The sequence below is a fragment of the Acinetobacter sp. YH12241 genome (assembly GCF_013417535.1).
Taxonomy (GTDB): Bacteria; Pseudomonadota; Gammaproteobacteria; order Pseudomonadales; family Moraxellaceae; genus Acinetobacter.
On record NZ_VPDQ01000010.1, the window covers coordinates 109235 to 123239 of the forward strand.

14 protein-coding genes, 1 rRNA gene and 1 riboswitch are annotated in these 14005 nt (G+C 41.1%); of the genes, 7 read left to right on the forward strand and 8 right to left on the reverse strand.

Translation table 11 applies throughout. From position 1 onward, the window contains the following. Positions 1-54 precede the first annotated feature (54 nt). The gene (locus FTV18_RS08090; protein WP_159122884.1) at positions 55-708 is read left to right on the forward strand and encodes a hypothetical protein; all 654 of its coding nucleotides are present in this window, start codon (positions 55-57) and stop codon (positions 706-708) included. Between the two features lie 189 nt (positions 709-897). On the opposite strand, the gene FTV18_RS08095 is transcribed toward FTV18_RS08090, so the two are convergent. From FTV18_RS08095 to FTV18_RS08125, 7 genes are all read right to left on the reverse strand, one after another. After that, positions 898-2142: a D-amino acid dehydrogenase gene (locus FTV18_RS08095; protein ID WP_180017437.1), complete on the reverse strand. Its 1245-nt coding sequence runs from the start codon at positions 2140-2142 to the stop codon at positions 898-900. A 134-nt stretch (positions 2143-2276) separates the two neighbouring features. Beyond that, a riboswitch (glycine riboswitch) is annotated at positions 2277-2364 on the reverse strand. A gap of 292 nt (positions 2365-2656) precedes the next feature. Continuing rightward, positions 2657-3565 carry an AEC family transporter gene (locus tag FTV18_RS08100; protein WP_180017439.1) on the reverse strand — a complete coding sequence of 303 codons (909 nt, stop codon included), beginning with the start codon at positions 3563-3565 and terminating at the stop codon, positions 2657-2659. A 160-nt stretch (positions 3566-3725) separates the two neighbouring features. Next, positions 3726-4160, reverse strand: coding sequence for an Imm44 family immunity protein (locus FTV18_RS08105; RefSeq protein ID WP_180017441.1), 435 nt, complete (start codon positions 4158-4160; stop codon positions 3726-3728). A gap of 52 nt (positions 4161-4212) precedes the next feature. Further along, complete coding sequence (locus tag FTV18_RS08110) at positions 4213-4743, reverse strand: GNAT family N-acetyltransferase (RefSeq protein WP_180017443.1); 531 nt, start codon at positions 4741-4743, stop codon at positions 4213-4215. Between the two features lie 64 nt (positions 4744-4807). Further along, positions 4808-5902 (reverse strand): chorismate synthase, encoded by a 1095-nt coding sequence (gene aroC / locus FTV18_RS08115; protein ID WP_180002073.1) that lies wholly within the window; start codon positions 5900-5902, stop codon positions 4808-4810. 12 nt (positions 5903-5914) lie between these two features. After that, positions 5915-6925, reverse strand: a complete 1011-nt coding sequence (prmB, locus tag FTV18_RS08120; RefSeq protein WP_104426049.1) for a 50S ribosomal protein L3 N(5)-glutamine methyltransferase — start codon at positions 6923-6925, stop codon at positions 5915-5917. A gap of 197 nt (positions 6926-7122) precedes the next feature. Then, positions 7123-7509: a lysozyme inhibitor LprI family protein gene (locus FTV18_RS08125; protein ID WP_180017445.1), complete on the reverse strand. Its 387-nt coding sequence runs from the start codon at positions 7507-7509 to the stop codon at positions 7123-7125. Positions 7510-7710: 201 nt separating this feature from the next. Between FTV18_RS08125 and FTV18_RS08130 the strand changes: the two genes are divergently transcribed. The 6 genes from FTV18_RS08130 (at position 7711) to FTV18_RS08155 (ending at position 13698) form a co-directional block, all read left to right on the forward strand. Then, complete coding sequence (locus FTV18_RS08130; protein ID WP_004785493.1) at positions 7711-8019, forward strand: hypothetical protein; 309 nt, start codon at positions 7711-7713, stop codon at positions 8017-8019. A 156-nt stretch (positions 8020-8175) separates the two neighbouring features. Further along, positions 8176-9549 carry an AarF/ABC1/UbiB kinase family protein gene (locus tag FTV18_RS08135; RefSeq protein ID WP_180017447.1) on the forward strand — a complete coding sequence of 458 codons (1374 nt, stop codon included), beginning with the start codon at positions 8176-8178 and terminating at the stop codon, positions 9547-9549. 252 nt (positions 9550-9801) lie between these two features. Then, complete coding sequence (locus tag FTV18_RS08140; RefSeq protein WP_180017462.1) at positions 9802-11088, forward strand: acyl-CoA dehydrogenase family protein; 1287 nt, start codon at positions 9802-9804, stop codon at positions 11086-11088. Between the two features lie 23 nt (positions 11089-11111). Continuing rightward, complete coding sequence (locus tag FTV18_RS08145; protein WP_180017449.1) at positions 11112-12311, forward strand: acyl-CoA dehydrogenase family protein; 1200 nt, start codon at positions 11112-11114, stop codon at positions 12309-12311. A gap of 106 nt (positions 12312-12417) precedes the next feature. After that, entirely contained in the window at positions 12418-12906 is a 489-nt protein-coding gene (locus FTV18_RS08150) for a GNAT family N-acetyltransferase (RefSeq protein ID WP_180017451.1), read from the forward strand. A 213-nt stretch (positions 12907-13119) separates the two neighbouring features. Then, entirely contained in the window at positions 13120-13698 is a 579-nt protein-coding gene (locus tag FTV18_RS08155; protein ID WP_180017452.1) for a lytic transglycosylase domain-containing protein, read from the forward strand. 150 nt (positions 13699-13848) lie between these two features. On the opposite strand, the gene rrf is transcribed toward FTV18_RS08155, so the two are convergent. Beyond that, a 5S ribosomal RNA gene (gene rrf, locus FTV18_RS08160) occupies positions 13849-13963 on the reverse strand. Positions 13964-14005: the final 42 nt, after the last annotated feature.

Sequence of the window (14005 nt, forward strand, 5' to 3'; positions counted from 1 at the left end):
TTTCTATTTCGCTATAGTTAGACCTAGCGTAACACAGTGAAAGTATAAGCGATCATGCTACTGAAAACTGATATAAATATGATGAAAATAATGGGACTTTTACTCGGGACAGGCCTTTTTGCTAGCAGCATTCATGCTGAATCGCTGGACTGTAACAGTCATCATAACAATAACGCAGCCATGAAAAAGATCTGCTCAGCCTCTCTTGATGAACCGCGTGAAAAACTGACAGATCAATATTTTACCGCTTTTCTGATTACAGATGCGCCTGTTCGCTTATTACAAGATACTCAGCAGCTATGGAGTACACGCTTACAGCAATGTAAGACGCTGGACTGCTTTAAACAGCAATTTGACCAGCGTCTGGATGACCTCAATATTTATATTTCCCTAAATCAGAGCCTGACTCAGCACTATCTGAAGTTTGAACAGGGACAAATGGCCAAGCAGCCGATTCATCTTAAGATTCATCAGCTGACGAAAGATCGCATCAAGATTGAAGGGATCGCCTACCGCAATCCGAATAATCGTGCAGAAACCCAGACCATTCCTTTTTTGGCCTATACCACGACGGAAACTAAAAGCCAGATTACGGATAATGAGCATGACTGCAAATATACCTTTAACTATAGCAAGGCAATCTTGACGGTCAGTACTGAACAAAAAGGCTGTGAGCGCTTTAGTGGTATTTATCGTTTATATGATTAAACAGCCGACTTTTATTTTTATCTATCAATGTCCTAATTAATATTTAAAAATTTAAACTAGAAATTTCCTCTCCTTATAGGAGAGGTTTTTATAAAGATTCCCTTGACCCTAATTTTTTGCTCAGGTAGAAGGAGCTTAATGAATAATTATTTTTTGATCTTTAAAATAACCCGAAAGCGGGCTATTTACTTAGGCTGGATAGTGCTGAGCTATTTCCTGACTGATCATCGCTGCGGTTGCCGCTGATAATGTCCAGCCCAAGTGTCCATGACCGGTGTTGTAAAAGACACGTTCCTGTCTACCACGGCGCACCACTGGCATCATGTTCGGCATCATGGGACGCAGACCTGCCCATGGAACCACATGTTCAGTACACAGATCGAAATTGCGTTGTGTCCAGTCAATTAAAGGCTGAATTCGGTCAACACGAATATCCCGATTATAACCATTAAATTCCGCGGTTCCTGCAACACGTAAGCGGTCTTTACCTAAACGTGACAAGACTATCTTGGCGCTCTCATCTAGCAGACTGACCCAAGGAGCATTTTGCTGACTTTGCTCATCATTCAGCTGTACGGTAATTGAATAGCCTTTTACCGGATAGACATTCACTCGCTCACCCAACAGATCTGCCAACTGATAACTGCTTACGCCTGCACATACCACAATGGCATCCGCCTGAATCTCGAGCACATCTTCAGCATTGGCACGCACATTTTCAGGGCTTGGTCTGCATTTAACCGTAATATGCTGTGCTTGGTGATCGACCGCAAATACATCCTGACCAAATTCGAAGTTCACCCCTTTTTTCATACAGGCATTTGCCAGTCCAGTACTGAATTTATGAATATCTCCAGTCGCATCACTCTGGCAATAAAACCCCGCGTAATAATCCCCAGTTAATGCAGGTTCAATCTGCTTGATTTCCTCATTGGTAATTGCATTACGTTCTAGACCACCACTACATAGGAGATCATTGACCTTAATTGCGACATCATAATCAGCTTTATTATGGTAGAAATGTAGAATTCCGCGCTTTTCCAGATCAAAATCAATCTGCTCAATTTCGGCAATTTCAAACAGACGTTTTCTGGCCAGTAATGCGATTTTTACCGTTTCCCGGGTATTGGTTTCATAGTTTTTAATATGACCTAGAAATTCCATCAGCCAGCTATATTTATGCAGACTAAAAGAAGGATTAAGCAATAGCGGTGCGGTTTTTTGTGACATCCATTTGATGCCTTTCAACACAGTGGCTTTTTGATTCCAGACTTCTGCATTACAGGCAGAAAGTTGCCCGCCATTAGCAAAGGATGTTTCCATCGCGGGATAAAGATGACGGTCAACCACCGTGACCTGATAACCGAGTAAGGCGAGCTCATAAGCTGTTGTTACACCGGTAATGCCTGCCCCCACCACAATAACATGACGCATAGACACCTCTCCTCAATATGTGATGTCTTTCCCATCTGTCATGTGTACCTGAGAGCTTCGGTGACTGCATCATAGCTGTATGCAGCAACCTTCCCCCTTCGGTGAGTGATTCAACACTTCTCTCCAGAGTTTAATATATTATTGCAGTCCTTTTGCCTGAGAGTTTCCTGGGACCTTGCTCCTTCGGCGAATGCAGTAGCATTTCTCTCCTGCAATAATATTTTTATTATCCTGAGCAATTTATATACCATCTTATTGGGATCTACAGTTTTTTATTTATGTTAATTCACGTGATTTAAGCGGTAACGATACTTTTAATAAATTTAGAAGAAATAACACTATCTATTTCAAATGAATTTTAAGATTTTAATTTGGTTTTTTGCCTCATTTTCCTACGTCATGCTGCAATGCAAGGCATTTAAGAAAAGCAATAATGTTAATAATTGCTTAGGCTATTTATAGGATTGATTTACCAGAAAACTCTCAATCTATGACCGTCTTTCGGATCCTAAAATTAAATTAACCAGGAAAGAATCAACATGAGAGATCCAGCCGCGACTACCGTTTGCATACTGATAACACTGGCCATGAACTGGCTATCTCCGCCATAGACACGCGTCAGTACATAGGAAGCTGAAGCAGTAGGTAAAGCAAAAAACAACACCAGTACCTGGGTGGTTAAAGGATCAATATCAAATAATTGGCAGACAAAGAAAGCAGCAAGTGGCATTCCTAATAAACGTCCAAAAGTCGCCAGACCTAATGGGAAGATATCTCGCTGGAAGCCTTGGAACTGTAAGGCAGCCCCCACACACATCAAGCCAAGCGGCAAACTGCATAAGGCAATCTGTTTTAGGAATAATTCAAACCCGGCCCAAAGCGATAAGCCTGAGAGGTTAAATATACCACCCACAAGAGAGCCTAAAATTAAAGGATTCTTTAACAGATCAACCAGAATTTTGAAGATCTGCATATCTGAACTACGAGTAAATGCCAGTACAGATAAGATATTGACCAGTGGAATACATAACACCATCACTACGGCGAAAATGGTCATGCCCTGCTGATGAAATAAAGCATTCACTGCTGCAAGTCCGATATAGGTATTAAAACGCAGGAGTGCCTGCACATAGACCCCAAAACGTGCATAGCCAATCTGATAAATCTTGCGCAGCACATATAGCGCAATACTGACCACCGCCATAAGGCTAAAGACCACCAGAACCACATCTTTAATGACTGCCATTTCAATCTTGGCTACGGCCAGATTTAAAAATAGCATGACTGGAAACAGGACAAAATAATTAAGTTTTTCTGCCCCACGCCAGAAACTATCTTCCAGCCATTTCCTTTGTTTTAATACATAGCCCAAAGTAATCAGGCCAATAAGCGGAAACAGTACAGTGAAGATAGTCTGAAACATTGAACAACTCATGATATGGGTTTTGCGGCAATCGCATCCTATTCAATTGCCTGTCAATGAGCAAGGATACAACAACCGACTCGTTTCAGGATAAAAATAGTGGAAAATTCAATGGATAATAAATAAAAAACACTCTCGCTGGCTTTAATTAAAATACGCTTTAAATCCAACTTTCATCTTTTGCAACATTTAGTGCATCATTTTTTAGTCTTTCAAGCTCCTCATAAACCTTTGCATCAAGCTTCGGACGGAATTTTTCAAACTTAACTTTTAACAAATCCAGGCTTCTTAAGAGCATCCTAAAAATGAGTCTCTCACGGCCTAAATCATCTGTTGCCTTAAAAGTTGTTGGATCAATCCTTAAACGGAAATCCATATTTCTACGTTTAAATGAATAAAAAATACGTTCATCAAAACTATCATTTCCCATTATAATTTCAATGCACTTCCATTTATCTATCGGAATATCATACGACTTATTTTGTAGTTGAGCATTTAAGGCATTTTCTACTGCGTTACGTGCTTTATTTTCGAGATCAAGATGATCTTCTGTTAACACTTCCCTACTTAATTCAGCACTTAACCATACTTCCATTCATATATCCTGTCATTATTCTTATTAAACACACTTAGAATCAAAAATAGATTCAAATAACTTCATCAATCTTTTCGAGACTCTTTTCTAAAATCACCAGATTTAAATCTACTAAAGGCTGTCCAACATCTGCATCCAGTGGGTAACTCTCTGTTTTGCCGGTTTGGTGATAACCACGACGCTCATAATACGCGATTAATTCAATGCGAACATTAAGAACAGACATTCTAAGTTTTTTGAAAGGTATTTTTTCTCTGGAGTATTGCTCAGCGAAATCTAACAATATTCGGCCATAACCTGAATTTTGCCGGACTGGGTCAATAGCAAAACTGCCGATTTCAAAACAATCTGGGAAGTGTGTCAAACCAATACAACCCACCAGTTGATCATTATTTTCCAAGACATAAAGTTCAACATCAGGCCGTGCTAAAAGCTCACTTAACTGAGCCTCATTAATTCGATTACCTGAAACAATGTCATGTTCATGCGTCCAGCCCAAATTAGATCGATAAGCTGTATTGATCAACTTAACAATGCTTTGAATGTCCGTAGCTTGGGCTAAACGAATATTGTTATTTTTCATTTTATAAATATAAAAAAGCCAGACCGAAGCCTGACTTTAATTTCATTTGCTTCTATAAAGCAAATTATTTAGGTTCAATTGGCTCAAACGGCGCAACGACATCGGCATTTTGTGCACGATGGCGCATGAAGTGATCCATCAAAACAATTGCTAGCATCGCTTCAGCAATTGGGGTTGCACGTACACCCACGCAAGGATCATGACGGCCTTTGGTCAGGACATCCGTATCTTCACGATTAATGGTAATGGTTTTACCCGGAGTTGTGATGGAAGCCGTTGGTTTCAACGCAATCGAAACACGAATATCCTGACCGCTAGAAATACCACCCAAGATACCGCCAGCATGGTTCGCCAGGAAGCCATCTGTTGTGAGTTCATCACGGGTTTCATGACCGAACTGCTCAGCGACACTAAACCCATCACCAATTTCCACGCCTTTCACGGCATTGATTGACATCATGGCATGGGCAATATCAGCATCTAAACGATCAAATACTGGTTCACCCCAACCCACTGGCACTTTAGAAGCAATGATCTCAAGGCGTGCGCCACAGCTTGTGCCTTGCTCACGTAATGAAGTTACCAATGCTTCAAAGCGCGGCACCGCATCAACATCACCACAGAAGAACGGGTTATTTGGCACTTCATTCCAGTCCAGTTTTTCTGCTTTTTCAGTACCGATTTGGGTCACATGACCACGGATTTCAATACCAAATTTCTCAAACAGGAATTTCTTGGCAATCGCACCTGCTGCTACACGCATCGCAGTTTCACGCGCACTCGAACGGCCACCACCGCGATAGTCACGGAAACCATACTTCTGGGTATAGGTATAGTCTGCATGACCCGGGCGGAAAGTTTGCGCGATATTGCCATAATCTTTCGATTTCTGGTCCGTATTGCGGATTAAAAGACCAATTGAAGTACCGGTAGTTTTACCCTCAAACACACCTGAAATAATTTCAACTTCATCTGGCTCTTTACGCTGTGTTGCAAATTTCGATGTGCCTGGCTTACGACGGTCCAGATCCTTTTGCAAATCCGCTTCAGACAGTTCAATCCCTGGTGGAACCCCATCAATAATGGCCATTAAGCCAACACCATGAGATTCACCACAAGTCGTTACACGGAAGAGTTGCCCTATACTATTACCTGCCATGTCAACGACTCCTTATGAATTAACAGATTGAATGAATAAATCACGATATTGACGGCATTGGGCTGCAGTCAATGCAAAGATACCTGAACCACCACGTTGGAACTGCAACCAGTGGAAATCAACGGTATTGAAGTTTTGCTTCATCGCCCATTCAGAGTTACCCACTTCAATCACGATCAGACCATCTTCAGTCAGGTAATCAGCCGCTTGAGCCAGCATCTTACGTACTAGATCCAGACCGTCTTGACCAGCAGCCAAGGCCAGCTCTGGCTCATGATGGAATTCATCAGGAAGATCAGCCATATCCTCTGCATCGACATATGGAGGATTAGATACGATTAGATCATATTGGTTTTCAGCTGGAATTTTAGCAAATAGATCAGATTCAAGTAACGCTACTTGGTACTGCTTACTGTGATGTTCACAGTTAATCTGCGCCACTTCCAAAGCTTCTTTAGAAATATCGGTTGCATCCACTTCTGAATCCGGGAAAGCATAGGCCAATGCAATCGCGATACAGCCAGAACCGGTACACATATCCAGAATGCGTTGTGGAGTTTTTGGATTCGGGTTTTCTGGCAGGTTATTTACTGCCGCGCCCATTTCACCATTTTCAGTCAGGCAATAAGGAGCAAAGCGGTTTTCAATCAGCTCAACGATTGGCGAACGTGGAATCAGAACACGCTCATCGACATAGAATGGCTTGCCGAAGAAATAGGCCAGATTCAATAAATAAGAGGTTGGAACACGTTCATTAATGCGGCGTTCCAGCAAGCTCAAGAACTCAGCCACTTCGCTTGGCAATAATTTAGAGTCCAGAATTTCAGGATCTGCATTCCAGTCCAGTGACAAGGTTTGTAGAACGAGCGCTGAACTTTCAGCAAAATAATCTTCTGTACCTTGACCTAAGTGCGCATCGTATTGACGTAATGCTGTAACCCCAAAACGAATAAAATCACGAATGGTAGTTAAATTTTCAGCGGCTTCCTGCAAATGTTCAGGGCTAATAGTCGGTCGATCCACTTAAGGCGTCTCCAAGGTCATTTTTTAAAACGCCTTATGATACCTTGTTTTGAGGTCTTTTATAATGCCAAAACCATGAAAAACCCGAATTCTCCATGGTTTATCAATGACAGATCTTCTGAATTTCAGGTAGATTAGAATCCTGCTTTTTGAGATTTATCGGTATTTCCGGAAGGACTTATTAACTTAAAATCAGTTTAAGCACCGGCACGATAAGAACGCGATTGATACAAATTCGCCTGATCTTTTACCATCTCCAGCACACATTGACCCTGTTTAATCTGGGCATATTGGGTATTCATGGTCAGCTTGCATTGCTGTGATAATTTACGTTGCCACACTGTATGCTGATCACGAATATTATTACGATAACCCGCATTCAATTTCAGATAAGTCTTATAGTTTTTCTTTAGACGTTTATTCTGTGCTTTTAATTCTTTTTTCACACATTTCTGCAGTTTAGCTGTATTGCCATAACTAAAGTTCATGCACTGGGTATATTCCTGAGAATAACCTGTAGCCGCCTGAACCTGTAATGCCATCGTCCCCAAACAACCTGCCATTAATAAACATGCAAAACGCATAGTATCCCCTTCACCAAAACTGGCTTGTTTCCAATCAATATTGAATAATGAATCTTGTTTAAATTATTGCCTGATACTAACTGAGTCCTTGATAAAATCCTATATTTTTCTCGCTTAAAAAGATGTCACAGTTCTTTGGTTGAAACTTGATTTTATGGCCGCATATAATTCGGCAATGATGTCCAAACGAGCCCAGATCTTATGAGCTATAAGCACAACAATCTTATGGCCATGCGCCAGAACTACTGGAATGACCAGTTATCCAGTCAGGTGCAGCAGGAAAAGGTATTTTTACAAACCACATTAATGCAGCAAGGCGTATTTAGTAGCGCGACTTTGGAAGATGCCAAATACCTGTTTTTCAGTTTGCCAAGCATCATTATTGTGAAGGGTTATGCGCTGGGTTTTATGCATGAAACAGTCCAGAACCTAATTCATCAACATATTCAAACAAATAAACAACAGTTACAACAACGATCTGAATTAAAAATTCAATTTCAAATGTCATAATATTCACCCTACACTGGTCAAAACGGCAAGCGATATGCTCTTGCCGAGATTTTCACCGTGAATTCAGCGGCTTAAACTTTTTTAATACGTGCAGACACGGTAATATCCACTACAATGATTTATTCCGCTTTATGCTGATAAAAGGATTGAGTTTACATGTCAGATCAGAACGATAAGCTTAAAGAATTGAAAACTTCCTCAATGGATCGACGCTTATCGATCGCAAAGGCATCTTTACTGGCAGGTACGCGCTGGGCAGCATCCAGTGCGGGTTCTATGTTCTCGAGCGAAGAAGAAAAAGAAAGAAGACGCAAAAAAGCCATGAAAGAACAGGCCGATTATCTAGTTGCAGAAATTGGCAAGCTTAAAGGTTCAATTGTCAAAATTGGCCAGATGATGGCCCTGTATGGCGAGCATTTTCTGCCAGAAGAAGTTACTCAAGCCTTAAATACTTTAAATAATAAAACAGTCGCTTTGGCTTGGCCGGCGATCAAAGCCCAATTACAGCAGCAATTAGGTTCCAAGCTAGATGATCTGACAGTTGATCATGAGCCCTTAGGTACCGCCTCTTTGGCTCAGGTGCATCGTGCGGTGCGTAAGTCAGACGGTATGGAGCTGGTGCTTAAAATCCAGTACCCGGGTGTAGCTGAAGCTATTGATTCTGATATGAGCCTGTTTAAGAACATGCTCAAATTGACCCGTATGGTGCCGCAAACCCGTGAATTCGATCAATGGTTCGATGAAGTTCGTGAGATGATGCATCGTGAGGTCAATTATAAAATTGAGGCGGATACGACCCGTCGTTTCTGTAAACGTCTGCAAAATGACCCACGTTATATCGTACCGACCATCATCGATAACTATTGTACTGACCGTGTCCTGTGTATGACCTTTGAACGTGGTGTACCGATCAATAGTCCAGTGATGCTGTCTCTACCACAGGAACGTCGTAATAAACTGGGGGAAGCTTCCCTTGAAATCGCAGTACGTGAGATTTTTGAATGGGGTGAGATGCAGACTGACCCGAATTTCGGCAATTATTTGGTACGTCTAGGGGATGGCGAAAATATTCAGGACAAGATTGTGCTTCTCGACTTCGGTGCAATCCGTCAGTTTGACCAGCATCTACTCAATGTAGCGCGTAACCTGATCCAGGCCGGTTATCATCATGATTCAGACATGATGGTGAAAGCCATGACCGGTTATGAATTCTTTGATTCTATTCCGCCTAGCATCAAACCGGATATGGCGAAAGTCTTCCTGTTAGCCACAGAAGCCTTCAGCTCGCCAATGAACAATAAAGACCTGCCTCCAGGCGTGATGGATGAACATGACCGCTATAACTGGAAAAAAAGCCAGCTTCATAGCCGGGTAATGCAGCAAGCTTCTAAATCCATGGCTTCACGTTATTTCAGTGTACCGCCTAAAGAATTTATGTTTATCAGCCGTAAGTTCATTGGCGCTTATACCTTCATGACGGTGATTGATGCGAAAACTAATGTACGTGCAATGATTAAACGTCATCTCTAATCGACTAAGTTATTATTAGCCTTATATAAGACCCGGATGATTTTGTCATTCGGGTCAATTTTTGATAAAAACCTAATTTTTCTTATTTTATTTTTCTATTTAGTTTCAATATTTTAATTCTTCAAATCCCCTCTTTATTTTAATTATAAATTGACAATGATTCATGTCATTGATGACATGGTTTTTTCTAGAACTGCATGTCAACATCAGGCAAATAAGATAACACCCCGTAGGATAATTAGAATGAACAATATGGTGAACAAAGCACAAGGATTTGGCTTGTCCATCCTGACCAAAGTGGCTGGAAGTGATTTACTCGACCAATTAAAGCTGCGTAAATTTTTAGAAAAATCTCTTTATCAAAGCTCTAAAGCAGGTTTTAAAACACTCAGCCAGACTCAGAAAATCCTGAAATCTGGTCAGAAAATTCAAAGACAACGTTTACCACATCAGTCTAAATCCCTGTTCGATCTGAATCTGACTGAAGAACAGCAAATGACCTGTGAGGCGATGCAGCAGTTTGCCAGTGAAGTCCTTTATCCTTTGGCACATGATGCAGATCATCATGAAATCTTCCCAAAGGAACTCTGGCAATATTCAACTGATCTGGGTCTCAATTTTTATGCGCTGCCTGAAGCTTTAGGTGGTGTAGCTGCAGAACAGAATATCGTCAGCAATGTCCTGATGGCTCAACAGTTGGCTCAAGGTGATTTCAGTCTGACTGCTGGTCTGCTTTCTACCTTTAGTGTGATTAATGCGATTACCCGTTGGGGTTCAGAACAGGTTCAGACTGAGTATTTGACTGCATTTGCCGATGATCCGCATCTTAAAGCCACCTTCGCAGTACAGGAAGCAACAGCTGCCTTTAATCCTTATCAGTTAAAAACTAAAGCAACCTCGAATGGAGATCACTATTTAATTAATGGTGAAAAAACCTTGGTGATGCTCGGAGAAACTGCTGATATCTATCTGGTCAGTGCAGATCTGAATGGCAAAACCGAAGTATTTATTGTGCAACGCAATAATACCATTACTGCACAAAAATCTCCGGCTATGGGCTTGAAAGCCACTCAAACTGTGAATCTCAAATTTAATAACACACCGGCACAACGCTTGGGAGATGACGATTTTGATTACACCGCTTTTCTTGATCTAGGCAATTTAATGTGGTGTGCCATGGCGGTCAGTACCTGTGAAGCGGTTAAAAAATACTGTGTGCAATATGCCAATGAACGGACAGCCTTTGGTGAACCAATTTCCCATCGGCAAAGTGTAGCTTTTATGATTGCAGATATGGCGATTGAAATTGATGCCATGCAAATGCTGATCCTGAATGCCGCCAGTCTTGCAGAATCTGGTCAAGACTTTCATCGAGAAGCTTATCTGGCCCGTCTGCTCTGTGCAGAAAAATCCATGAAAATTGGCACAGATGGCGTACAGATTCTCGGCGGACATGGCTTCACCAAAGAACATCCGGTAGAACGCTGGTATCGGGACTTAAGAGCAACAGCAATCGTACATTCTGGCCTTCATGCCTGAGCAAAGAATAAGGAAAAAAATAAATGAACTTGCAAAATCCTAAAAAATTCAAATTGCTGATTGATCAGGCACATGAAGTTGCCCTGAATGTACTCCGCCCTATTTCACGCAAGTATGACAAAGCTGAACATGCTTATCCGAAAGAGTTGGATATGCTTGCCTCTGTCGTCGATGGTATGAACCAAGGCAGCGAAGGCATGAATGCAGGAGCTGCGGTCAATAAACGCGGTGATAGCGATGAAAGCAATAAAAATGGCGTCAATATGTCGACAGCACTTAGTATTGTCGAAATGTGTTATGGTGATACCGGACTGCTTTTATCCATGCCGCGTCAAGGGTTAGGAAATTCAGCCATTGCTGCCGTTGCTAATGACGAACAGTTGCAACGCTTTCATGGTATATGGGCAGCGATGGCGATTACTGAACCAGGCTGTGGTTCGGATTCAGCTGCCATTCGTACCACTGCCATTAAAGAGGGTGATGACTATATCCTCAATGGTGAAAAAATTTTTGTCACCTCTGGCGAACGTGCAGATGCGATTGTGGTCTGGGCGACTTTAGATAAAAAACTTGGTCGTGCTGCAATCAAATCCTTTGTCGTACCTAAAGGCACACCCGGCATGAAAATCGAGCGTCTGGAACATAAGCTAGGCATTAAAGCCTCGGATACGGCTGCAATTAGTTTTATTGATTGTCGTATACCTGCTGCTAATTTGCTTGGACATGCTGAAATTGATGTGGCCAAGGGTTTTGCTGGGGTCATGGAAACTTTTGATAATACCCGTCCACTTGTAGCAGCGATGGCCATTGGTTGCTCTAAAGCTTCTTTAGAGAGAACCAAGGAAATTTTTAAGGATCAGCTAGATTCTGAGTACCATACACCTTACTTACAAACATCGAATATTGCAGCGCAGATTTATCGTATGGAAGCCGAATGGGAATCTGCCCGTTTATTAATGTTAAAAGCTGCGTGGATGGCGGATAATCGTAAGCCTAATTCCCGTGAAGCTTCTATTGCTAAAGCCAAGGCGGGTCGTATCGCGAATGAAATCACTTTGAAGTGCGTCGAATTAGCAGCATCTATAGGCTATAACGAGACTGAACTTTTAGAAAAATGGGCACGTGATTCCAAGATTCTGGATATTTTTGAAGGAACTCAACAGATTCAGCAACTCATTATTGCTCGACGTGAACTGGGTAAATCTTCAAGTGAATTAAAATAATCAAAAACTGGAAATACTGCTTTATTAAAGAACGAATCATCAAAAAGGATGGATTTTTTATGGTTTTCGGACTATAAAATTTCCATCCTTTTTTATGTCATAACCTATGTATTCTATTCGTCCTATACAACCTCAAGATAATGCTCAAATTGCCAAGATTATTCGTGAAGTTTCCGTAGAATTCGGACTTGCAGCAGAGTCCGGTTTTGCTGTCGGTGATCCAATCCTGGATAACCTGTATGAAGTATATCAGCAGCCAAATGCAGCTTATTGGGTCATTATCGATGAGCAGAATCAAGTCTTTGGTGGCGGAGGTATTGCGCCATTACAGGGTGATCAGAGTATTCTAGAAATACAGAAAATGTATTTCTTACCCATTATTCGTCGTTATGGATTTGCAAAAAAGATTTTAAATCTGACCTTTGACTTTGCTCATGAGCAGAACTTTAAACAAATCTATCTTGAGACTACTGCAAGTCTTTGGCAGGCAGTGAAGCTTTACGAAAAATTAGGTTTTGAACATCTCGATCATCCCGAAGGCAATACAGGTCATAGTGCAGCTTGTGAAATCTGGATGCTAAAAACTTTAGACTAAGCTTTCTTGTGCATCTAAACACATACACTTTAAAGAAAAGCCTGAGATACAAATTCGACTGTTAATTGGCTTTTCTTTAAACAATTCTTCATAAAAAATTCATTATTCAATAAAATCTAATTTGTCTTTGTAAACAAATCATCTAATTTCTTGACGATTTTCATACATCTTCCTAAGATCAATCTAATTTTAAAAATACAGGGAAGCTGAAAGTTGTTGGGCAAATTTTCTGGCAAAAACTATTCATTATTAAAGGTCTTAAATCCTACTACTTTAAAAATTGGGATACTTGGTTTAAGTACAATATTAATAAGTGCTTGCTCCTCACTAGGAGGTAATTCCTTAGAAAAACGCTCTGCTAAACTGTCTCAAGGAATTCAGACTGCATATGCTGTGCCTGCGATAACTGCTACTCGCGTTTCACCTTTAATTATTCAAAATGCCGAAAGACATAGTCTAGATCCCTTGCTAGTAGCAGCCGTGATTCGACAGGAATCTACCTATCGCAGTCAGGTCGCTTCACCTGCAGGTGCTGTGGGTCTTATGCAAATTGTTCCGCGTTATTGGCAATCTACATGTGGACCTGATTTATTTAATGAAGCAATAAATATTAGATGTGGGAGTTATATTCTGTCACGTTATCAGGAATCTAGTGGCAGCCTAGAAAAAGCGCTGGGCTATTATAATGTAGGCCCTACTGCCTATGAGAAAGATCGGAAAATGCGTAAACAAGGCAAAAAATATGCAAAAGAAGTTTTAACGCACCAGAAGCAACTTAAAAAATCGATGTAATTAGAACGTACTAATGATTAATTAAATGCATTCCAGAAATATTAATCCATAAATAAAAAGGCTTAAATTTATTTAAGCCTTTTTCTATTTCATCTTTATTTCACGCATAAAAAAAGCCCCCTGCGTGAGCAGAGGGCTTTTGGAATAATGAGCTGGCGATGACTTACTCTCACATGGGAAACCCCACACTACCATCAGCGCTAAGAGGTTTCACTTCTGAGTTCGGGAAGGGATCAGGTGGTTCACTCTTGCTATGGTCGCCAGCACAACTGGTATGCTTACTCGCTATGGTCTTATTTACGTTGCT